Source organism: Psychroflexus aestuariivivens (assembly GCF_004010055.1).
Lineage (GTDB): Bacteria > Bacteroidota > Bacteroidia > Flavobacteriales > Flavobacteriaceae > Psychroflexus > Psychroflexus aestuariivivens.
On the sequence record NZ_RQVT01000056.1, the window covers coordinates 122,578 to 145,811 of the forward strand.

Below are 23,234 nucleotides of genomic sequence, written 5' to 3' on the forward strand. Positions count from 1 at the left end.
CTTAAAAAAGATGGCTTTCTTATAAAAAGTAAAAGCTAATTAGATTAAGCTTTATTTTGTTTCTTAATCATATTCAAAGCAGAACCTTCTTTGAACCAACCGATTTGTGTGTCGTTGTAAGTATGATTTGCTTTGATGGTATCTTTTGAACCGTCAGCATGAACAATTTCTATCGTTAATGGTTTGCCTTCAGCAAAATCTTTTAGATCTACAAAGTTGAATGTATCATCTTCTTGAATCAAGTCATAATCGCTTTCATTTTCAAAAGTTATACCCAACATACCTTGTTTTTTAAGGTTTGTTTCGTGAATTCTAGCAAATGATTTCACTAATACAACTCTTACACCCAAATGTCTTGGCTCCATGGCAGCATGCTCACGAGAAGAACCTTCGCCATAGTTGTGATCGCCAACAACAACAGTAGGAACACCTTCAGCTTTATAAGCACGTTGTGTTTTTGGAACAGCATCGTATTTGCCAGTAATTTGGCTTTTTACGAAATTGGTTTTCATATTGAAAGCATTTACGGCTCCAATTAAGCAATTGTCAGAAATATTATCTAAATGACCTCTGTACTTCAACCATGGACCAGCCATAGAAATGTGGTCTGTTGTACATTTTCCATGTGCTTTAATCAATAATTTTGCACCGGTTAAATTCTCTCCGTCCCACGGATCAAATGGGTCTAACAATTGAATTCTATTTGAATTTGGATCAACTTTCACATCAATTGAGCTGCCATCTTCTTTTGGTTTCAAATAACCGTTATCTTCAACATCAAAACCTAATTCAGGAAGTTCAATACCTTGTGGAGCATCGAGTTTCACTTCTTCTCCATCTTCATTAATCAAAGTGTCATTCATAGGATCGAAATCCAAACGACCTGAAATAGCAATTGCAGCAACCATTTCTGGAGAGCCTACAAAAGCGTGAGTATTTGGATTACCATCTGCACGTTTGGAGAAGTTTCTGTTGAAAGAGTGAACAATTGTATTTTTTTCTTCGCCTTTTCTGTCACTTCTGTCCCACTGACCAATACAAGGACCACAAGCGTTAGTGAAAATTGTAGCACCTAAGTCTTCAAACACTTTCAATAATCCATCGCGTTCAGCGGTAAATCGAATTTGCTCTGAACCTGGATTGATTCCGAAATCTGATTTTGGTTTTAATTTTTTATCAACAGCCTGTTTTGCAATTGAAGCCGCTCTAGTTAAATCTTCGTAAGATGAATTGGTACAAGAACCAATCAATCCCCAATCTACTTTGATTGGCCAATCATTTTTCTTAGCTTTTTCACCCAGTTCACCAACAGGTGTTGCTAAATCTGGTGTAAAGGGCCCGTTTAGATGTGGTCTCAAAGTGCTCAAGTCAATTTCTATAACTTGGTCAAAATATTGATCTGGATCATCATAGACTGCCTGATCTCCAGTTAAATGTTCTCTAATTTTATTGGCTTCATCTGCAATTTCATTACGATCTGTTGCTCTTAGAAAACGCTCCATAGAATCGTCGTAACCAAAAGTAGAAGTCGTTGCGCCTATTTCGGCACCCATATTACAAATTGTACCTTTTCCAGTACAAGATAAATTTTTGGCACCTTCACCGAAATATTCAACAATACAGCCTGTTCCGCCTTTCACGGTTAGGATTTCTGCAACTTTCAATATTACATCTTTAGCAGCTGTCCAACCTTGTGGAGCACCTGTTAATTTGACACCGATAAGTTTTGGAAATTTTAGTTCCCAAGGCATTCCTGCCATAACATCAACCGCATCAGCACCACCTACGCCGATTGCAACCATTCCTAATCCACCAGCATTTACTGTATGAGAATCGGTTCCAATCATCATTCCACCTGGAAATGCATAATTTTCTAAAACTACTTGATGAATAATACCTGCACCAGGTTTCCAAAAACCGATGCCATATTTACTAGATACCGACTCTAAGAAATCGAAAACTTCGTTACTCGTTTCATTAGCACGCGCTAAATCTTTACTTGCACCTTGTTTTGCCTGAATTAAGTGGTCACAATGCACTGTGGTTGGCACAGCTACATTGTCTTTCCCAGCTTGCATAAATTGCAATAGTGCCATTTGCGCAGTGGCATCTTGACACGCAATTCTGTCTGGCGCAAAATCCACATAATCTTTTCCTCGTGTAAGTTTTTTATTAGGTTTACCATCCCATAAATGAGAATAAAGAATTTTTTCTGAAAGTGTAAGTGGTTTGCCTACGATTTCACGAGCTTTCTCAACCCGATCCGCCATTTGGCTATACACTTTTTTAATCATATCGATATCAAAAGCCATATGTGTTGTATTTTATATTAAACGACTGCAAAAATAGTGATTTCACTTGAATTTTGAAAATATGTAAGATAATGGCAAAATCTATGAAAATAATTCACAAAACAAGCTATTACTATGAGTTATTTTATGAGAATAAAGAATTTTAAAGCTTATTTTTATTAAAATGACAATTAAAGACTCTTTAAAATCAAAAAAAAAGAATAACCGCTTGCAATTTAGATTGATTTTGCATAAGAAAAGATTATCAGAGAAGCTTTGATATAATCTCTTCGATACTAATATTTTCAGCTTCAGCTTTATAATTTTTCACGACACGATGTCTTAAAATTCCTTCTGCAATGGCTTGGACATCTTCAATATCTGGAGAATATTTACCTTTTGTTGCTGCATGAGTTTTTGCAGCAAGTATCAAGTTTTGTGAAGCTCTAGGACCAGCGCCCCAGTCGATGTATGTTTTTACAAAATCTGACGAATTTTCAGCATTTGGTCTTGTTTTACCAACCAATCGAACGGCGTATTCCACCACATTATCAGGAACTGGTATCTGTCTAATCAATTGTTGTAATTCAATGATTTCTTCCGCATTGAAAAGAGGATTAATTTCAACAATATTATTTTGTGTAGTCGATTTTACGACATCTACTTCTTCTTGAAAAGATGGATAAGACAGGTTGATTTCAAACATAAATCTGTCCAACTGTGCTTCCGGCAAAGGATAAGTTCCCTCCTGCTCTATTGGATTTTGTGTAGCTAACACAAAATATGGCTTAGATAATAAGTAGTTTTTGCCACCAACTGTGACTGCTTTTTCTTGCATAGCTTCTAAAAGTGCAGCTTGTGTTTTTGGTGGTGTTCGGTTGATTTCATCTGCTAAAAGAATATTGGTGAAAACTGGTCCTTTTAGAAATTTAAAATTTCGATTTTCATCCAAAATTTCAGAACCAATAATATCGCTTGGCATCAAATCTGGCGTGAACTGTATTCTCTTGAAATCTAAACCTAAAGCCTTAGAAATTGTATTAACCATCAAAGTTTTTGCTAATCCTGGAACACCCACCAACAGAGAATGTCCGCCAGAGAAAACTGAAATCAAAATATCATCGACCACTTTTTCTTGACCGATGATGATTTTTGATATTTCTGATTTTAAACTTTTATATTTGGTTACAAATTGATCTAATGCTTCAACGTTTGACATGAGTTATTTTTTTATCCAAGATTCGGCAAATTCACATTCTTTGTATTCACCATTTATTTTTATGTAAGTATCTTTTACTTTTTCCTTTTTCCAAGCTTTTATTTCCTTAAGCTTCTTTTGTCTTAAAGCTAATTCTCGGATTTTTGTATAATCTTCGCTGAACTCTGCAATATGTTCAGGAATTCGCTTAGTAACGGTAATTAGTTTAAAAAAAGTTTTTGCAGTTCTCGGTTCAGAATCTTTGATTACTCTTGAGACTTCATTTTCTTTCAATTCTGAAACTTGATCATAAATAGAAGGATCAACTTTTGTAAGCTCGAATCGTCGGTCACCTGTAGCACTATTTATAAGTTGACCTCCACTTTCACGAGTTTCTTTTTCATCTGAAACTTCTCTAGCAGCATCGCCAAAACTAACATCTCCATTTACAATTTTCTCTCTGACCAACTCTATTTCTTTTTTTGCTTTTTCAATAGCTTCAGAGCTGATTTCTGGATAAAGTAATATGTGTCGAACATCAACTTGTTGTCCACGTATCTTTTCTACCATAAGTATATGCCATCCAAATTCAGTTTCAAAAGGGCGGCTAACTTCACCTTCTTGAAGGCTGAATGCAGCATCTTTGAATTCTTTAACAAAGTTATCATCTCTGGACAATGTTATTTTTCCGCCTTGACTTCTTGACCCTCTGTCTTCAGAATAAAGAACAGCTTTTGTAGCAAAACTACCTCCACTCATAACATCCTCACGATAGGAATTCAGTTTATCGATTACTGCTTGTCGTTCTTTCTCTCCAACTTCTGGGCGCACAATGATTTGTGCAAGTTCAACTTCATTACTAATCATTGGTACTTCATCCTCAGGTATTGCTTCAAAAAACTGACGTGTTTCTTCAGGAGTAATTTCTACATCATCAACAATTTCACCCTGCATAGATTCTGCCAGCATGCGTTCTTTGTTAATTTGCATTAACTGATCTCTTAATTCATCTTCAGATTCCATTTTATAAAAATCTAAAAGCTTCTGCATGCTTCCGGTCTGCTGCACAAATTGGCTAATTTGTTGTTGCGTATAACTTTCTATTCGCTCTGGATCAAACGGCAAACTGTCCTGAACTGCATGATGAGCAAATAATTTGTTTTCCATTATGGTTTCTGCAGCATCACAATATGAAACTTCACCAATTTCTTGGTTTTTCATATCTTGGTATGCTTTTAAAATATCGCTTTCTAAAACAAGATAGTCGCCTACAACTGCAGCTACACCATCTATTTTTACGCGACCATCTTCTGTGACTTTTGTGGATTCTAGCACCGCTTTGTCAACATCGCTATCGTTTAGTAAATTGTCTTTTTCGTCAACAGTAACTTGTCCGAATAAACTGACTGAAGTTACGAGTGAGCAAAAACACAAGATTGTTTTAATATTAATAAACTTCAAATTCATTGTTTTTTGTAGCATCTTTTGTTATTTCTTTTTCAATATTTTTGGAAACCTCAGTTTTCTTTTTATTCAATAAAATTTGTTCTATAGTTGGCTTTACATAACTTAATGGCGCTTCACTATTTCGTTTCAAAACATCTTTTACAAAAATCAAAAAAACATCGTTTCCATTTTCTGTCTCAAGTTCTATAAAATTATCTGATTTAAAAAAAGCATCGGTTCGGATGTTTAATGAATCTTTTTTGGAAAATTCGTCTATAATAACAGCACTTCTCACCCATGTAGAGTCATTTAGTATCATCGACTTGAATTCTAAAATCCGACTATCGAGTTCTTTTTTATCTTCAGCATTAAAACGTCGAAATTTTTCTTTTATGTTTTTGAAACCATTTATTTTTTTATCAACCTGCAAATATCGCAATTTGATAAGGTCTTCGTTGAGTTTGAAGTTAGTTTTATTCTTTTCGTAATATTCTGCAATCGATGCAGAATCGATTTCACCTTCCAACTCACGCTCTATAATGGCATCTTTGTAAGCCTTTTTAAAAAGTTGCTCTTTGTATTTCTGAGCTAAATTTCTAAAATGAGTTTGCTGCTCTTCAGGTAAATTTAATTTGGCACGATCTAAAAGCAATTTGTCCGTGGCCCAATTTCGGATAAAGTTTTTTGCAAAAACCGCACTATCCTCAGTACTAATTTGTTTTGGAAGATTTTCATTCAACTCCTCCAAAGTCAGAAAATGATCATTGACTCTAGCAATTACATTGTCAGATCTATCTTCTTCAAAGTATTCGCATGAAGACAAAATAAATGCGAAAACAAGTAATATTAATAAGTTTTTAGTTTTCAAATTATTGCTCTATCTGTTTTAAAACCTCTTCGTTCACTTCAACATTGTACTGATTTCTAAGGTTTTCAATCAGTTCTTTTTCTCTTTCAGTTTGAAGTTGATTTATAACTTTCCCTTTTACTTTTTCAAATTCTAATATTTTTGAAGGTAAAATTTCTTCAATATTTAAGAGTAAAAACTGTTTATTATGCTTGTAAATCTTACTTAAGCCAGTTTTCAATTTCAAATCTTCGGGCAATTTAGAAGAATTCAGTTTTAAAGTTAGGTTTTCTTGAATTATATTTTCTAAGATTTCGTCATTTAATTCAGTGATATCTTGATTGTTTTTCAAAGCTTTTTTCACTTTTCTCAAATTCGAACGCTCTGATGATGTAACAATCAATGTTTTTATTTTAGCGTCAGATTTGAATTCTTCTCTATGATTTTCATAATACTCCTTTTGCTTCAAACTGTCTTCAGATATTGGTTGCCAGACATTTTTTTTCATGAAATCAAAAATCAAAATCCCATTTTTATACTCCATGATTTTTTTAGCAAAACTTTCATCTAAATCCATCAATTGGGTTTTGTGATAATCTATCAATTCTTTATAAACAAATTCGTCGATGGACTCATCTACAATTACCTCAAAGTTAGGCATCTTACCCAACATACGCTGTTTTTTCTGAAGATATTCACCAAATTCTTGAAAACCGACTTGGTAATCATCAATTTTCAAAAAGTATTCTTCAGGAATGTTGCTTTCTGTTAAAAATTTCCATTTTCCTTTTTTGAAACTATCATCAAGTTGATTTAAGAAATAATTTCTAGCATTAGGATTAATTTCAATATCATAATTTTTTTCAATATTAGACTGAATTCTGCTATTCAGCAATTTAGATCTTGAAGAGGTTTTCAATTGGCGACGAATTTCTCTCTCCACCTCAGCCAAAGGCTCCAAAGGTTTCACTTCGATGAGTTTAGCGATGTGCCAGCCAAATTTCGTTTTGAATGGCTCGGTATAATCGCCCGGATTTTGAAGCGCAAAAGCTTTATTCTCAAAAGTTTTGGAATTCAAACCACCAACTTTGAAAGCAGGAATGTAACCTCCAGTTTTTCCAGTATTGGTGTCGTGGCTGTACTGTTTTGCCAATTCGTGAAAGTCTTCTCCGCTCTCTAATTTTTTATAAATTTTATCTATTAATGATTTAGGATCGCTCAAGGAATCGTTTTCAAACACTAAAATGTGTGCTGTTGAAATTTCGCCTCGAGATTTTCTTTCACCAGTTTTTTGAATAATGTGGTAGCCAAATTGAGTCCGAACAGGTTCAGAAATTTCGTCCACTTCTAAGTTGTAAGTTGCATTTTCAAAAGGATAAACCATTTTGAAAGCATTAAACCAGTTCATATCACCACCATTAACTTTTACCGATGGATCTTCTGAAAATTCTTTGGCTAATTTTTCGAAATCTTCTCCGTTTTCAATGCGTTTCTTAACTGATTTTGCTTTTTTATAAATCTGAATGGTATCTTCTTCATGTTCAGAAATTTTAAATAAAATATGTCTTGCACGGACTTCAGTTTTATATCGTTCATAGGTTTCAGCAATCATTTTTTCAGTGACTTCTCCATTAGAAATATAATTGTCTGCGATTTGTTTGAAATAATTTTGATATTCTTTTTGAAACTCAGGCAAAGTATCCAATTTCTGATCGTAAGCAGCTTTAAGTTTCAATCTGAAATTAACGTACAATTCTAAATAATCGGAAATAGAATTATCGTCATTTTCTACTAATTCTATGTTTTTCTGGTAAGAGTCCAAAAATGAATCTACAGTATAAGATTCAGAATCTATGGTGAACAAAATCTGTTCATTTTGCTGTGCGAAAGAATTTATCGCACAGAAAAAAATAAGTGCATAAAAAACAAAAAATTGTTTCATAGTTTAAAAAATTATTTCGACAAAAGTAACAAAATTGAAAGTGTGTACAATGTTTAAGTTTTTATAAAATTTGAGTGGAATTCTTAGCCTTATTTTAATTTGCAAAAGAATATCTTTTATGAAATATACCACAACTATAAAAATAAATAAACCACGATCTGAGATTATTGATGTATTTGAAAATTCTGAAAATCTTATACATTGGCAACGTGGACTTCAACGCAGCAGAGTCGTTGCGGGCAAAGAAGGTGAAGTTGGCAGTAAGCGGAAACTCTATATAAAAATAGAGGGTCGTAACTTAAGAATGACCGAAATTATCACCAAAAAAAATATGCCTGAAGAATGGCATGCAGAATATGAAAGCCTTGGAATACAAAGTTCTCAGAAAAATTATTTTAAAATCATTTCTGAAGGCGAAACAGAATGGGTTTCTGAAAGTGAATTCAAATTTTCTGGATTCATGAAAATTGTGGCCAAATTAATGCCGGAAATTTTCAAAAAACGCTCAAAAATGATCCAAGAAGACTTTAAAGATTTCATTGAATGTAATATAAGTGCAAAAACAAAATAAATGAAAATTTGATTTGTGACTTTAAATAACTTTATTTGTAAAAAATATTTAAAATGAAACATATTATTAGCATTGCCTTGTTGTTAATCAGTTTAACAAGTCTTGCGCAAACAAAAGTCGGAACGATTAACAACGAGTATATATTATCCAAAATGGATGAAATAAAAAGTGTTGAAGAACAAATGAAAGTTTACAGTCGACAGTTGGACAGCACTATTCAAACAAAATATGCTGAGTACAAAACAAAACTGGATAAATACAAGTCCGAAGAAGCTGACATGAATGAAGTCATGAAAAAAATCAAACAGAATGAAATTGTTGATATGGAAGAAGATCTTCAGAAATTACAGCAAAATTCTTCAAAAATGCTTCAAATCAAGCAAGATGAATTACTTAGACCATTGTACAATAAAATCGGAAATGCGCTAGAAGTCATTGTTCAAAAAGAAGGCTTCACTCAGGTTTTCGATGAAAACAACAGCATTATTTATATCGATCCTGAATTTGATTTAACCTTGAAAGTTATGAAAAGCATGGGCATCGAAATTGAACAAGAAAACCCGGATGTCACTCCTGAATAATTTACTTTAGTGAATAATTAAAGCCTCTAGATTTTCAAAAATCTAGAGGCTTTTTTTATTGTTTAAATTCACTTTGGGAAATAGTCCCAAAAAATCTATCGGCTGTAGTTTGGCGCTTCTTTCGTAATAGTTACACCATGAGGATGACTTTCCATAACACCAGAAGCTGTAATTTGCACAAATTGGCCATTTTCTTTTAGTGATTCAATATTTTCTGCTCCACAATATCCCATTCCAGCTCTTAAACCACCAATGAATTGAACCATACTTTCCACCAATTCGCCTTTATACGGAACTCGACCAACAATTCCTTCTGGAACAAGTTTTTTGATGTCGTCTTCAACGTCTTGGAAATAGCGGTCTTTAGAACCTTTGTGCATCGCTTCTACAGAACCCATGCCTCGATAAGATTTGAATTTTCTACCTTCATAAATGATTGTTTCACCAGGAGATTCTTTGGTTCCAGCCAATAAAGACCCTAACATCACACAATCTGCTCCACCAGCAATGGCTTTTGGAATATCGCCAGTATATCGAATTCCTCCGTCAGCAATCACAGGAACACCAGAACCTTTAATAGCTTCAGAAACTTCCATGACTGCAGATAATTGAGGTGCACCAACGCCAGCCACAATTCTTGTGGTACAAATAGAACCTGGACCAATTCCAACTTTTACAGCGTCAGCACCAGCTTCTACAAGATATTTAGCAGCTTCAGCTGTGGCAATATTTCCAACGACAACGTCAAGTTCTGGAAACTCGGCTTTTATTAATTTCAAAACATCAACAACGCCTTTAGTATGTCCATGAGCAGTATCAATCACAACTGCATCAACGCCAGCTTTTACTAAAGCTGAAGCGCGTTCAACAATATCTGCTGTAACGCCTAAAGCTGCGGCAACTCTCAACCTTCCATATTGATCTTTGTTTGCAAATGGTTTCTGCGTCAATTTAGTGATATCTCTAAATGTAATTAAACCTACTAATTTATTATTTTGATCAACAACAGGTAATTTTTCAATTTTATGTTTTTGAAGAATAACTTCTGCTTCCTTTAGAGACGTACCTTCTTTAGCAGTGACCAAATTCTCTGAAGTCATGACTTCTCTGATTTCACGATTGTTATTTTCTTCAAATCTAAGGTCGCGGTTGGTGACAATTCCTATCAATATATTAGAGTCATCCACAATTGGAATTCCACCAATACTATGTTCTCGCATACTGGCTTTAGCATCAGCAACTGTGGCAGATATCGGCAAAGTAACAGGATCGATAATCATTCCACTTTCAGCACGTTTTACTTTTCTAACTTTTAAAGCTTGCGCTTCAATAGTCATGTTTTTATGTAAAACCCCAATTCCTCCTTCTCTAGCAATAGCAATAGCCATTCTAGATTCTGTAACGGTATCCATTGCTGCAGAAACGATTGGTACGTTGAGTGAGATATTTCTTGTAAATTTACTTTGAATACTGACTTTTCTCGGAAGTACTTCAGAATAGGCAGGAACCAGAAGTACATCATCGTAAGTTAATCCTAAGCCTTTAATTTTGGAATTTGAAACTGTCATTGCAATTAGATTTAATTGCGTGCAAATATACGTGATTTATAACTAATGACATCTAAATCAGTAATTTTCTGACTTGATATTATAAAATAAAAAATCCCACAGTTTTTAAAATTGTGGGATTTATTTTAAAAAAGTAAGTATTAAATTTTCTTACATATTTCGACGGTATTGTCCGCCAACTTCAAAGAGTGCTTCAGTAATTTGTCCTAAAGAACAAAATTTTGTCGCTTCCATCAATTCTTCAAACATATTTTCGTTTTTGATGGCTGCATCTTGAACACGTTTCAAATATTGATCTGCGCTTTCTTCATAAGTTTTATGAAGTTTCTGAAGCGTCGTAATTTGAAATTCTTTTTCTTCTTCAGTTGCGCGAATAACCTCACGAGGCTTCACAGTTGGCGAGCCTTTTGAACTCAAGAATGTATTCACACCGATAATTGGGAATTCTCCAGTGTGTTTCAAGGTTTCGTAATGCAAGCTTTCTTCCTGAATTTTGCTACGCTGATACATGGTTTCCATCGCACCTAAAACGCCGCCACGTTCTGTCAAACGGTCGAATTCTAACAAAACAGCTTCTTCAACCAAATCGGTAAGTTCTTCAATAATGAATGAACCTTGAATTGGGTTTTCGTTTTTAGCCAAACCTAACTCTTTGTTGATAATCAATTGGATTGCCATTGCACGACGCACAGATTCTTCTGTAGGCGTGGTAATCGCTTCATCGTAAGCGTTAGTATGCAAAGAATTACAATTATCGTAAATCGCATACAAAGCTTGAAGCGTTGTACGGATATCATTGAAATCGATTTCTTGCGCATGCAACGAGCGTCCAGAAGTTTGAATGTGGTATTTCAACATTTGAGCTCTTGGATTGGCACCGTATTTTTCTTTCATGGCTTTTGACCAAATTCTTCTCGCAACTCGCCCAATCACAGCGTATTCTGGATCAATTCCGTTGGAGAAAAAGAAGGATAAATTCGGACCAAATTTATTGATGTCCATGCCACGACTCAAATAATATTCTACGTAAGTGAAGCCATTTGATAGCGTTAATGCCAATTGTGTAATTGGATTGGCGCCAGCTTCTGCGATATGGTAACCTGAAATAGAAACCGAATAGAAATTTCTGACTTTATTTTCAATAAAATATTCCTGAACGTCGCCCATTAGTCTGAGGGCAAATTCTGTTGAAAAAATACAAGTGTTTTGGGCTTGGTCTTCTTTTAAAATATCTGCTTGAACCGTACCACGAACTACCGCGATGGTTTCTATTTTAATTTTCTCGTAAACATCTTCTGGTAAAACTTGATCTCCAGTTACACCAAGTAGCATCAAGCCTAAACCACTACTACCTTCAGGCAAATCTCCGCGATAAACTGGACGTTCTGTACCAGCTTTTTCATAAATGTTTTGAATTTTGGCTTCAATTTCTTTTTCAAGTCCGTTTTCCTTAATGTATTTTTCACATTGTTGGTCTATGGCGGCATTCATAAAGAAACCAAGCAACATCGGTGCTGGTCCATTAATCGTCATACTTACGGAAGTCATTTTGTCCGCCAAATCGAAACCAGAGTATAATTTTTTGGCATCGTCCAAACAGCAAATAGAAACACCCGCATTACCGATTTTACCGTAAATATCAGGGCGATGATCAGGATCGTTGCCGTATAAAGTTACAGAATCGAATGCGGTAGACAAACGCTTGGCTGGCAATCCAGCACTCACATAGTGAAATCTTCGGTTGGTACGTTCTGGGCCGCCTTCTCCGGCAAACATTCTTGTCGGATCTTCACCAGTTCTTTTAAACGGATATAAACCAGCTGTGTAAGGAAATTCGCCAGGCACATTTTCCTGAAGCAACCATTTCAACAAATCGCCCCAAGCTTTGTATTTTGGCAACGCAACTTTCGGGATTTTCAAATGGGACAGCGATTCGGTATGCGTATCAATTTTGATTTCTTTATCTCTGACTTTAAATGTGTAAACATCGTCAGAATAACGTTTTACTGTTGAATCCCATTCTAAAATTTTGTTCCAATTATATGGATCTAAATCCATCTTGACACGATCGAATTCTTTTTTCAATAAATCTGCAAAATCTTTATTGTCTTCGGTAATTAATTCAGAAAGTGCGTCTTCATCTATTCCGTTTTTATCTAAAGCCAATTCAGAATTTACTGCACTTTCTAAGGTTTTGTAGATTCCATAAAGTTTTTGAGCAACCTCAACTTGATTCTCAGCCTTATCATCATAAGCGCGGTTGTTTTCTGAAATTTCTGACAAGTAACGTGTTCTCGCTGGTGGAATTACAAATATTTTTTCAGACATTTCGTCTGTAATATGGTAATCGCTTTTCAAACTGGAATCTGTTTTTTCAGAAATCTGTTTCATTATTTTCTGATACAAGACATTCATGCCTGGATCATTAAATTGTGAAGCAATGGTTCCAAAAACCGGCAGTGTATCCAATTTGGCATCCCAAAGATTGTGATTCCTTTGGTATTGTTTTTTCACATCACGCAACGCATCCTTGGCACCACGTTTGTCGAATTTATTGATGGCAACCAAATCTGCAAAATCTAGCATGTCAATTTTTTCAAGTTGTGTGGCTGCACCAAACTCTGGTGTCATGACATATAAAGAGAGATCGGAATGGTCGAGAATTTCCGTATCGCTTTGACCGATTCCTGAAGTTTCTAGAATTATCAAATCATAATTTGCAGCTTTCAAAACTTCAACTGCTTCCTGAACGTATTTGGAAAGTGCTAAATTGGATTGTCGTGTCGCCAAAGAACGCATATAAACTCTTGGAGAATTGATGGCATTCATACGAATTCTGTCGCCTAAAAGTGCGCCACCAGTTCGTCTTTTGGAAGGATCCACAGAAACAATACCGATAGTTTTGTCTTTGAAATCTACCAAAAAACGTCTTACCAATTCATCAACCAAAGAAGATTTTCCTGAGCCACCAGTTCCTGTAATTCCTAAAACTGGAACTTTATTGGAATGGTTTTCTTGAATTGGTTTGAAAATTTTCTCAAAACTATCATGTTTATTTTCAGCTAAAGAAATTAATCTTGCAATAGTGTTGGTATGTTTTCCTTTCAGATTCTTTTCAGCATTGGCTTCATTGTCTAATTTTGGTGTTGGGAAATCAGATTGTTTTACCAAATCGTTAATCATACCTTGAAGTCCCATTTCACGACCATCATCTGGAGAATAAATTCTGGTGATGCCGTAATCCATGAGTTCTTCAATTTCTTCTGTGAGAATAACACCGCCACCACCACCAAAAATTTTGATGTGTGTCGCACCTTTTTCTTTTAAAAGATCATACATATATTTGAAGTACTCATTGTGACCGCCTTGGTAAGACGTCATGGCAATGGCATTAACATCTTCTTGAATCGCTGTGTTCACAACCTCTTCCACTCCTCTATCGTGTCCTAAGTGAATCACCTCAACGCCTGTAGATTGAATAATTCTACGCATCACATTAATGGCTGCATCATGACCGTCAAAAAGTGAGGCTGCAGTTACAATTCTGATTTGATGTTTTGGTTTATATGGTTTTTCCTGCTTCATATGAATTTGAATAATTTCTATTTTTTGAAATGTAAAATTACGAAATATGTATTTAATGTCATCAAAATTAGAATTCTAATAACGATTATTAATCAAATTTCAACTTGAGAATTCATAATTGAATTTGAAAATAATCTAAGCCAAACAAGTATATTTGAAGGAATAAAATGATTCTCATGAAAAAAATCTTACTAATTCCAATATTATTGTTTATCAGCTCTTGCGCTGAACTTCAGCAAGTAGCAGAGGAAGTCAATAAAAACAGAACTTTGAGCGAAGGTCAAATTGCAGAGGGTTTGAAACAAGCTTTGAATAAAGGAATTGACGAGCAAGTGACAAAACTGACACAAGAAAACGGATTTTACGGGAACGATTTGGTCAAAATTGGTTTACCTGAAGAGTTGCAAAAACTGGAAAGTGGTTTGAGAAAAATTGGCATGGGCAATTTAGCGGATGAAGGCATCAAAGCTTTGAATAGAACTGCTGAAGAAGCAGTGAAAGAAGCCACTCCGATTTTTATTAACGCCATTCAAAACATGAGCATCAACGATGCTAAAAATATTTTGCTCGGTGATCGAAATGCAGCGACAAATTACTTAAAAAGCCAGACCAAAACAGAGCTTTATAACAAATTTCAACCTGTGGTAAACAAAAATTTCAGTAAAGTTGGTGCTGACCAAATTTGGGAAAACATTATTTCGAAATACAACAAAATTCCGTTAACAGAAAATGTGAATCCAGATTTGACAGATTACGTCACCAATCGTGCTTTAGATGGCGTTTTTACTATGATTGAAATTGAAGAGAAAGAAATTCGAGCTAAAGTCAATTCAAGAACTACAGAATTATTGAGACGAGTTTTTGCACTTCAGGATTAAAACTAAGCTAGTTTTATTTGGTTTTCAACTTGAATATTTTTAATAAACCCTATAACTTTTTGGTTGAATTCCAAAGGTTTTTCAACATTGACAACGTGTCCACAGTTTTCTAAAATAAAAAGCTTTGCTTTTTCGTGAGTCTCGGCAATTTTCTGAACAGCTGGCAAGAATAAATAATCTTGTTGACCCATAACATATAAGGAAGGAATATCGATAGCCTTTTGCCTAAAAAACTTTAATAAAGGATTAATTTCCGAGGTCAATTTGAACCAACGAATAAATTCCTTTTGATATAGCTTCTTAGCCTCATTCACAAAGAGATTTCGAGATTTTTTGTGGTTTTTACGCGGCATGATAATAAAAGCAAATAACTTATATAAAATCATGTAAGGCACTACAGATTTGAAAATTACACCAACATTCATCAAAAATCTAGAACGTACATTCATCTTCATAATTGCACCACCCATAATCATACTTTCAACGCGATTTGGATAATTTTCAGCAAGGTTTCGAATTAAAATCGTACCTAAAGAAATTCCTATAAAATGAGATTTTTCAATTTCTCTATGATTTAAAACCTCAACAATATCGTCTGTAATAGCATCAAAAGTGTAATTATCTTTAAGAGAATCTTTTAAAGAAGGTTGAGAATTGCCATGACCGCGCAAATCTAAAAGCAAAATATTAAAATGCTTTTTGAATGCGCGCAATTGTTTGAACCAAATAGACGAACTTCCGCCGGCGCCATGAACAAAAGTCACCCATTGGGTTGAACTTTTATGAGTGAAAACTGAATGGTGAATCAAGCTTTTTTTTGAGTAAAGATAAAACTTCTTGAGCTAAAAACTCATATATGGCAGGAATATCCAAAAATTTTATAATTTCTTTCTCAATTGCTTAAAGTAATCAAATGCTTTTAATAACCTTGTTCCATACCAACTAAAATACTCGCCATCTATAATCACAATTTTAGAATTTTCTAGAGGAATTTCCCTAAAATATTGTTCTGAAAACGGGAATGGTTCTGAAGATAAGAATACAAAATCCAATTCCTCCAGTTGATTGATGTCAACTTCTGGATAACGCGGAAGGTGTTTATATGCATTTTCAAAATTATTCAGTTCTAACATATAATTGATAAAAGTACCATTTCCTACTAGCATCCAAGGCTTTCGCCAGATGAAATAGGCTACTTTCAATTTAGAACTATTTTTAGAAAATGATTTGAAATCTGTAAATTTCTCTTGAAGATTTTCAATAATTGATTTAGCTTTATTATGAACTTCAAGGATTTCAGCATAATCTTGAATCAAATCGATGACATCTTGAAAATTGTTAACATCGCTGACATGAACTGTGCAAAATTCAGATAACTCATCAACAGTTTTTAATGTATTTTCTTCTTTGTTCGCAATTATAATATCAGGCTTAAGCGATTTAACCTTATCGATTTTTACATCTTTAGTACCGCCTACAACTTCAACTTTTTTCCGTAAATCTTCAGGATGCACGCAAAATTTGGTCACGCCCACAAGTCTATCTTCCAAACCTAAATCAACTAACAATTCTGTTAGGCTTGGTACCAAAGAAATGATTCGTTGAGGTACTTTTTCGATTTGAATTTTACGGCCAAGTTGATCTTTCATTTTTTTATAAAAATAAAAAAACCGATTGAAAATTCAGTCGGTTTCAGGTATTTGTGAATTTATCTATTATGAGATCGCTTGTGGAGCCCAAGATGCACAAAGCATTCCTGGAGCAGCTTTTTGTGGATGTGCACAACTCGATGTATCGTGTTTTGCACAATTGGTACAATTTCTTTCATTTTTGAATTCAACTTTCATATTGAACTGATCGCATGTATATCTTGCTGAAACCATTACTTTATGTTTGCTACAAAATGAATTTTCAACAAGGTTTTCACAATTCGAACAGTTATTTGCATGTCTAATAGCCATAATTTTTCTTTTTAGTTAAACAATTTTCAACTAATTTAGCTAAAAGTGTGCGATTTTTTTAAAATATAAAGGTAAATTCTAATAATACCTTTTTAGATTTAATAAAAATAAAAGACCTGCATCGAAATGATACAGGTCTTTAAAATTGCGATAATAAGATTAAATTTATTTTACTTTATCTACAACAGCTTTAAACGCTTCTGGATTATTCATTGCTAAATCGGCTAGAACTTTTCTGTTCAAGTCGATGTTATTTGCTTTGACTTTCCCCATAAATTGTGAGTAAGACAAACCGTGCAATCTTGCACCAGCGTTTATTCTGATGATCCATAAAGATCTGAAATTTCTCTTTTTGGTTTTGCGGTCTCTGTAAGCGTATAACATTGCTTTTTCGACTGCGTTTTTAGCTACTGTCCAAACGTTTTTACGACGTCCGTAGTAACCTTTAGCTTGCTTCATTATTTTCTTGCGTCTCGCTCTTGAAGCTACTGAATTTGTTGATCTTGGCATAATTTGATGTTTTTTTGTAGTAGGCAGTTTATTTTTTAAACATTTTCTGAGCCTAACTCCATGGATTAATAATTAACTAAACCTTCAAAAAATAATTACTTTAAACGTAATTGAGTTTTGATGCTGTGTTCGTCTGCTTTGTGAACTAACGTGTCATGCGTTAACTTCAACTTTCTCTTTTTTGACTTTTTAGTCAAAATGTGACTTTTGAATGCATGTTTGCGTTTTATTTTACCAGTTCCGGTAAGTTTAAAACGTTTTTTAGCACTCGACTTTGTTTTCATTTTAGGCATTTGGATCTTTATTTAGGATTATCGCAATTTATTTTTTGGAAATTGGGGCAAGCATCATAATCATTCTTTTACCTTCCAATTTTGGCATTTGCTCAACTTTAGCATAGTCTTCTAAATCTTGAGCAAGTCTAAGCAGTAATATTTGTCCTTTATCTTTAAACACTATAGAACGTCCTTTAAAGAAAACAAAAGCTTTTAATTTGGCACCGTCTTTCAAAAACTTTTCAGCATTTTTCTTCTTAAACTCATAATCGTGATCGTCAGTATTTGGTCCAAAACGAATTTCTTTGACAACGACTTGAGATGTTTTTTGCTTAAGTGCTTTTTCTCTTTTCTTTTGCTCGTACAAGAACTTTTTGTAGTCCATAACTTTACAAACAGGCGGATCCGCTTTTGGTGAAATTTCCACCAAATCCAGCTCCTGCTCTTCAGCTATAGCTAAAGCCTCTTTGAGTGAGTAAATATCTACTTTAACGTTATCTCCGACAACTCGAACTTTGGGAGCACGAATTTTGTCATTGATTCTGTGAGGATTTTCTTTAATTTGCCTCGGTGACTGTCTTGATTTTTTTCTACGTATTGCTATGGCTATATATTTTTAAGTTAAACTTCAAATTTATAAATTTCTTTATCTATTTCTGCGTTGATGAGTTTTGCAAAACTTTCTATCGGCATTTCACCCAAATCATCTCCACCATGTTTTCTAACAGAAACTGTTTCATTTTCGGCTTCAGTTTCTCCAACTATCAACATAAATGGGATTTTATCCATTTCTGCTTCACGGATTTTCTTGCCCATGGTTTCATTTCTATTATCAAACTTGGCGCGAATTTCGTGATTTTTCAGTAAACTTAAAACTTTTTTAGAATAATTTTCATATTTCTCACTGATTGATAGTATAATAGCTTGTTCAGGCATCAACCAAAGTGGGAAATTCCCACCAGTATGTTCCAAAAGTATAGCAACAAAACGTTCTAAACTTCCAAAAGGCGCACGATGAATCATAACTGGGCGATGCATTTCGTTGTCACTACCTTTGTATTCAAGTTCAAAACGCTCAGGCAAATTATAATCTACTTGAATGGTGCCGAGTTGCCACTGTCTGCCTAAAGCATCTTTTACCATAAAGTCCAATTTTGGACCATAAAATGCAGCTTCGCCAGTTTCAACTTTATAATTCAAACCTTTTTCTTCTGCAGCATTCAAAATAGCAGATTCCGCCTTTTTCCAATTTTCATCGGAACCGATATATTTAGACGAATTTTCTGGATCTCTTAATGAAACTTGCGCAGTAAAGTTTTCGAAACCTAAAGACCCGAAAACATACAAAACCAAATCTATAACTTTTTTGAATTCTTCGTCAAGCTGTTCTGGTGTACAAAAAATATGCGCATCGTCTTGTGTGAAACCGCGAACACGTGTTAAACCGTGCAATTCACCACTTTGCTCATATCTATAAACCGTTCCAAATTCTGCAAAACGTTTTGGCAAATCACGGTAACTCCAAGCTTGTGAATTGAAAATCTCACAGTGATGTGGGCAATTCATTGGTTTCAGCAAATATTCTTCGCCGTCTTGTGGCGTTTTTATAGGTTGAAAACTGTCTTCACCATATTTTTGAAAATGACCCGAAGTCATGTATAATTCTTTGTGTCCGATATGTGGCGATACCACTTGTTCGTAACCAGCTTCTTCTTGTGCTTTTTTTAGAAAATTTTCTAAACGCTCTCTCAATGCAGCGCCTTTTGGCAACCAAAGCGGCAAACCTTGTCCCACTTTTTGCGAAAAGGTGAAAAGTTTCAATTCTTTTCCTAACTTTCTGTGATCGCGCTTTTTGGCTTCTTCCAAAAGTGCTAAATATTCTTTAAGCTGTTTTTGCTTCGGAAAAGAAATTCCGTAAATTCTTGTCAGCTGTGGATTATTTTCATCGCCACGCCAGTAAGCGCCGGCAATGTTCATCAACTTTACGGCTTTTATAAAACCAGTGTTCGGAATATGTCCGCCACGGCATAAATCGGTAAAATCGTCGTGATCACAAAATGTAATTTCGCCATCTTCTAGATTTTCAATCAATTCAACTTTAAATTCATTTGAACGTTCTTTGTAATAAGAAAGCGCTTCAGATTTGGATACAGAACGCATTTGGAATTCATGTTTTCCACGTGCCAATTCCAACATTTTCTGTTCAATCTTTGGGAAATCATTTTCAGAAATGGATTGTTCACCCATATCCACATCGTAGTAAAATCCATTTTCGATGGAAGGGCCGATTGTAAGTTTAACGCCCGGATAAAGTTTCAAAACAGCTTGCGCCATCAAATGCGAAGTCGAATGCCAAAATGCTTGTTTGCCTTCGTCGTCGTTGAATGTTAACAATACCAATTTACCATCCTCGGTAAGCGTCGTGGTGGTTTCAACAATTTGACCGTTGAATTTTGCTGAAATTACGTTTCGTGCTAATCCAGCACTAATGCTTTGCGCAACGTCCATCGGTGTTGAACCGCTTTCGTATGGCTTTACGCTACCATCTGGTAAAGTGATATTTATCATTGTTCCTATAATTTGGTGCAAAGATACTGAGTTCAGAATACTTTACAAGCTGAAAACTCGCTTAGTTGATTTGATTTTGAGATTGAATAACTTTATAGCTGTTTGGTATTGAAAAATCTATGCTTCCAGCTTTTGGATAACTGATTCTTGAAACAGTAATTGTCGCTATTTTTTTCTCGTTTGAAAACAAATTCAAATTTAAAGCGATTGGAATTTTATTCACAGTAATGTATCGATCGAAATTAATTTCAAAAACTCCGTTTTCTAAAATGGTGCTTGATTTAGTTTCTAATTTTGCTGATTGCAACAAATTTGTTGTTGCACTTGAAGTAACTGATTTTATTTGAATTGGAGAAGGTTTCAAGTCTTCATAACCTAAGGACAAAACATTATACTTTTTGTCGTTATCTTCTACAATTATTTTTTTCTCTGCTTCATAATTTAAGTTTTGCATAGCAAACGGCAAACTCGTCATATTTATAATTTCAAAAGGATTTATCCGAAGGTCATTTTTTGGATTTCCATAAAATTCACCATTTTTATAAAAAAAACTTTTCCCTGAATCTAATTTTAATTTGATATCACTAAAATCTGTTTTGGACTGAATTGTACCAGAGAAATCTTTAGAGTTGTCTTTTTCAAATTTCACTTCAATATTATATTGAAATTCAGATTCCTCATTGAACTTTTCTAGATTATTTATGTCTGCATAGGTTTTATACAAACGCTTATGATCTGGTGCTATTTTATGAGATTTTTTGGTTTGCTTTGTCTTTTCAACTTCATTTTGTTGTTTTTCAGAATCTTTAGATGATTTTGAATTGCAACTTACAAGAATAAAAAGAGAGAAAATCGATAAAAAGTACAAGTGTTTCATTATATCAAATTTATTCCAAATTAACGAAATTGATTTCATACTTCAAATGAAAATCAGGTTTTAAATCAGATTCAAAAATTTCATTTGAATCTGATTTTGTTAAAATTAGTGTTTCAAAATTTCATAAAAAAACCGCTTCAAAACTGAAGCGGTTTTCATGATATTATAACTGTTTCAAATTATTTTATCATTTTGAAACTACGATTTACAAAATTCGTTAGCTCCTCACCTTTCAGCAGATTTTGAGACAATAATGCCAAATCTAAACTTTGTTTAATCAATCTTGACTTGGTTTCCTCATCTTCAGTATTCAGAATGTCAGATATTAATGTGTTGTTGGTGTTTACTACCAAATTATACATTTCTGGCATATTGCCCATACCAAACATTCCGCCTCCACCAGTTTGTTGCATTTCTTTCATGCGACGCATAAATTCTGGCTGAGTTATCATAAGCGGTGCAGTTTCAGAATCTAAAGCTTCAAGTTGAACTGTGTATTTTTCTTTCGGCACAACGCTTTCAAAACTTTCTTTGACTTTGTCTTTTTCTTCATCGGAAAGCTTAGAAACTTGCTCAGAATCTTTCTTGATTAGATTTTCAATATGGTCGCTATCAACTCTTACAAAAGATACTTTTTGTTCGTTTTCTTGTTCGATTTTCTGAATCAAATGTGGAACAATTGGAGAATCTAACAACAAGACTTTGTAACCTTTGTCTTCTGCAGTTTTAATATAGCTGTGTTGCTTATCTTTATCTGAAGTGTACAATACAACTAACTTCCCATCTTTATCAGTTTGATGCTCAGTGATGTCATTTTTCAGTTCATCGAAAGTGAAATATTTACCATCTGTTGTTGGATAAAGTGCAAATTTCTGCGCTTTCTCGTAAAACTTATCTTCAGACAACATGCCGTATTCAATGACAACTTTGATGTCGTTCCATTTTTGCTCAAAATCTTCTCGGTTGTTGTTGAAAAGCGATTTCAACTTATCGGCAACTTTTCTAGTGATATAGCTGGAAATTTTCTTCACAGCGCCATCAGCTTGCAAATAAGATCTTGAAACATTCAGCGGAATGTCCGGAGAATCAATGACACCTTTCAACATAGTCAAAAATTCTGGAACGATGCCTTCTACGTTGTCCGTTACGAAAACTTGATTTTGATAAAGTTGAATTTTATCTTTTTGAATTGATAAATCGTTTGTCAATTTTGGGAAATATAAAATCCCTGTCAAATTGAATGGATAATCAACATTCAGGTGAATATGGAAAAGCGGTTCCTCAAACTGCGTTGGATACAACTCTCTGTAAAAAGATTTGTAATCTGCATCCTCTAGTTCAGTTGGCTGTTTGGTCCAAGCTGGATCGGGATTATTTATAATATTGTCAACGGTTACCGTTTTGGGCTTTTCATCTTCTTTGGCGTCGTCGGCTTTTGGTAATTCTTTTTCTTTAGTTCCAAATTTAATTGAAACTGGCATGAATTTGTTGTATTTCACCAACAATTCATTGATTCTGTGTTCTTCTAAAAATTCTTCCTCACCATCATTGATGTGAAGAATAATTTCTGTTCCACGTTCGCTTTTATCGCTATCTTCTAATGTAAATTCTGTAGTTCCTTCACAAATCCAGTGCGCTGCTGGTTCGTCTTTCCAGGATTTGGTTTTGATTTCAACTTTATTGGCAACCATAAAAGCTGAATAAAATCCAAGACCAAAATGACCAATAATTCCTGACTCTTTGACATCAGAATCTTTATATTTTTCTAAAAATTCTTCAGCTCCAGAAAAAGCCACTTCGTTGATGTATTTCTCAACCTCTTCTTTGGTCATACCGACACCTTCGTCGATGATGTGAAGTGTTTTGTTCTCTTTATCAATTTTCACCTCAATTTTTGGTTTGCCAACATCTATTTTGGCTTCACCAATTCTAACAAGGTGGTTGAGTTTCAAAGTTGCATCTGTTGCATTTGAAATCAATTCTCTTAAGAAAATCTCGTGATCGCTGTATAAAAACTTCTTTATCAGCGGAAATATGTTTTCAACGGAAACATTAATATTACCAGTTGCCATAATTTAGTTTATTTTGATTTTAAACAAACTTATCAAAATGAATACCGCAACCTAAGTTGTGACA

At 34.3% G+C, this 23,234-nt stretch carries 19 protein-coding genes; 3 read left to right on the forward strand and 16 right to left on the reverse strand.

The genetic code is table 11. The features are described from left to right. Nucleotides 1-44 precede the first annotated feature (44 nt). The 5 genes from EIG86_RS12015 to EIG86_RS12035 all read right to left on the reverse strand — a co-directional run bounded on the left by EIG86_RS12015 (nt 45) and on the right by EIG86_RS12035 (nt 7,724). The gene (locus tag EIG86_RS12015; protein WP_127846425.1) at nt 45-2,312 is read right to left on the reverse strand and encodes an aconitate hydratase; all 2,268 of its coding nucleotides are present in this window, start codon (nt 2,310-2,312) and stop codon (nt 45-47) included. Between the two features lie 244 nt (nt 2,313-2,556). Further along, nucleotides 2,557-3,510 carry an AAA family ATPase gene (locus tag EIG86_RS12020; RefSeq protein WP_127846426.1) on the reverse strand — a complete coding sequence of 318 codons (954 nt, stop codon included), beginning with the start codon at nt 3,508-3,510 and terminating at the stop codon, nt 2,557-2,559. Nucleotides 3,511-3,513: 3 nt separating this feature from the next. Next, the gene (locus EIG86_RS12025) at nt 3,514-4,956 is read right to left on the reverse strand and encodes a peptidylprolyl isomerase (protein ID WP_127846427.1); all 1,443 of its coding nucleotides are present in this window, start codon (nt 4,954-4,956) and stop codon (nt 3,514-3,516) included. Continuing rightward, on the reverse strand, nt 4,937-5,803 hold the full coding sequence (locus EIG86_RS12030) for a hypothetical protein (protein WP_127846428.1): 867 nt from the start codon (nt 5,801-5,803) through the stop codon (nt 4,937-4,939). The genes EIG86_RS12025 and EIG86_RS12030 overlap by 20 nt, the downstream gene beginning before the upstream one ends. Nucleotide 5,804: 1 nt before the next feature. After that, nucleotides 5,805-7,724 carry a peptidylprolyl isomerase gene (locus tag EIG86_RS12035; RefSeq protein ID WP_127846429.1) on the reverse strand — a complete coding sequence of 640 codons (1,920 nt, stop codon included), beginning with the start codon at nt 7,722-7,724 and terminating at the stop codon, nt 5,805-5,807. Between the two features lie 118 nt (nt 7,725-7,842). Between EIG86_RS12035 and EIG86_RS12040 the strand changes: the two genes are divergently transcribed. After that, nucleotides 7,843-8,295, forward strand: coding sequence for an SRPBCC family protein (locus EIG86_RS12040; RefSeq protein WP_127846430.1), 453 nt, complete (start codon nt 7,843-7,845; stop codon nt 8,293-8,295). Nucleotides 8,296-8,348: 53 nt separating this feature from the next. Continuing rightward, on the forward strand, nt 8,349-8,876 hold the full coding sequence (locus EIG86_RS12045) for an OmpH family outer membrane protein (RefSeq protein WP_127846431.1): 528 nt from the start codon (nt 8,349-8,351) through the stop codon (nt 8,874-8,876). Nucleotides 8,877-8,971: 95 nt separating this feature from the next. Here the strand turns inward: EIG86_RS12045 and guaB are convergent, their stop codons facing one another. Both guaB and EIG86_RS12055 read right to left on the reverse strand, forming a co-directional pair. Continuing rightward, nucleotides 8,972-10,444, reverse strand: a complete 1,473-nt coding sequence (gene guaB / locus EIG86_RS12050; protein ID WP_127846432.1) for an IMP dehydrogenase — start codon at nt 10,442-10,444, stop codon at nt 8,972-8,974. Between the two features lie 150 nt (nt 10,445-10,594). Continuing rightward, a complete protein-coding gene (locus tag EIG86_RS12055; RefSeq protein ID WP_127846433.1) occupies nt 10,595-14,029 on the reverse strand; it encodes a methylmalonyl-CoA mutase family protein in 3,435 nt (1,144 codons plus the stop codon). Nucleotides 14,030-14,205: 176 nt separating this feature from the next. On the opposite strand from EIG86_RS12055, the gene EIG86_RS12060 reads away from it, so the two are divergent. Beyond that, nucleotides 14,206-14,907 carry a DUF4197 domain-containing protein gene (locus EIG86_RS12060; protein ID WP_127846434.1) on the forward strand — a complete coding sequence of 234 codons (702 nt, stop codon included), beginning with the start codon at nt 14,206-14,208 and terminating at the stop codon, nt 14,905-14,907. A gap of 2 nt (nt 14,908-14,909) precedes the next feature. Here EIG86_RS12060 and EIG86_RS12065 read toward each other — a convergent pair whose 3' ends face one another. The 9 genes from EIG86_RS12065 to htpG all read right to left on the reverse strand — a co-directional run bounded on the left by EIG86_RS12065 (nt 14,910) and on the right by htpG (nt 23,170). Further along, entirely contained in the window at nt 14,910-15,716 is an 807-nt protein-coding gene (locus EIG86_RS12065) for an alpha/beta fold hydrolase (protein ID WP_127846435.1), read from the reverse strand. Nucleotides 15,717-15,785: 69 nt separating this feature from the next. Beyond that, complete coding sequence (locus EIG86_RS12070; protein ID WP_127846436.1) at nt 15,786-16,556, reverse strand: ABC transporter substrate-binding protein; 771 nt, start codon at nt 16,554-16,556, stop codon at nt 15,786-15,788. A gap of 66 nt (nt 16,557-16,622) precedes the next feature. Beyond that, nucleotides 16,623-16,868: a hypothetical protein gene (locus EIG86_RS12075; RefSeq protein WP_127846437.1), complete on the reverse strand. Its 246-nt coding sequence runs from the start codon at nt 16,866-16,868 to the stop codon at nt 16,623-16,625. Between the two features lie 165 nt (nt 16,869-17,033). Next, on the reverse strand, nt 17,034-17,378 hold the full coding sequence (rplT, locus tag EIG86_RS12080) for a 50S ribosomal protein L20 (RefSeq protein ID WP_127846438.1): 345 nt from the start codon (nt 17,376-17,378) through the stop codon (nt 17,034-17,036). Between the two features lie 95 nt (nt 17,379-17,473). Further along, nucleotides 17,474-17,671, reverse strand: coding sequence for a 50S ribosomal protein L35 (gene rpmI, locus EIG86_RS12085; protein ID WP_026302647.1), 198 nt, complete (start codon nt 17,669-17,671; stop codon nt 17,474-17,476). 28 nt (nt 17,672-17,699) lie between these two features. After that, nucleotides 17,700-18,215 (reverse strand): translation initiation factor IF-3, encoded by a 516-nt coding sequence (infC, locus tag EIG86_RS12090; RefSeq protein ID WP_262707805.1) that lies wholly within the window; start codon nt 18,213-18,215, stop codon nt 17,700-17,702. 59 nt (nt 18,216-18,274) lie between these two features. Continuing rightward, nucleotides 18,275-20,221: a threonine--tRNA ligase gene (gene thrS, locus EIG86_RS12095; protein ID WP_127846440.1), complete on the reverse strand. Its 1,947-nt coding sequence runs from the start codon at nt 20,219-20,221 to the stop codon at nt 18,275-18,277. A gap of 61 nt (nt 20,222-20,282) precedes the next feature. Further along, nucleotides 20,283-21,098, reverse strand: a complete 816-nt coding sequence (locus EIG86_RS12100; RefSeq protein WP_127846441.1) for a hypothetical protein — start codon at nt 21,096-21,098, stop codon at nt 20,283-20,285. Nucleotides 21,099-21,277: 179 nt separating this feature from the next. After that, nucleotides 21,278-23,170: a molecular chaperone HtpG gene (htpG, locus tag EIG86_RS12105; protein ID WP_127846442.1), complete on the reverse strand. Its 1,893-nt coding sequence runs from the start codon at nt 23,168-23,170 to the stop codon at nt 21,278-21,280. Nucleotides 23,171-23,234: the final 64 nt, after the last annotated feature.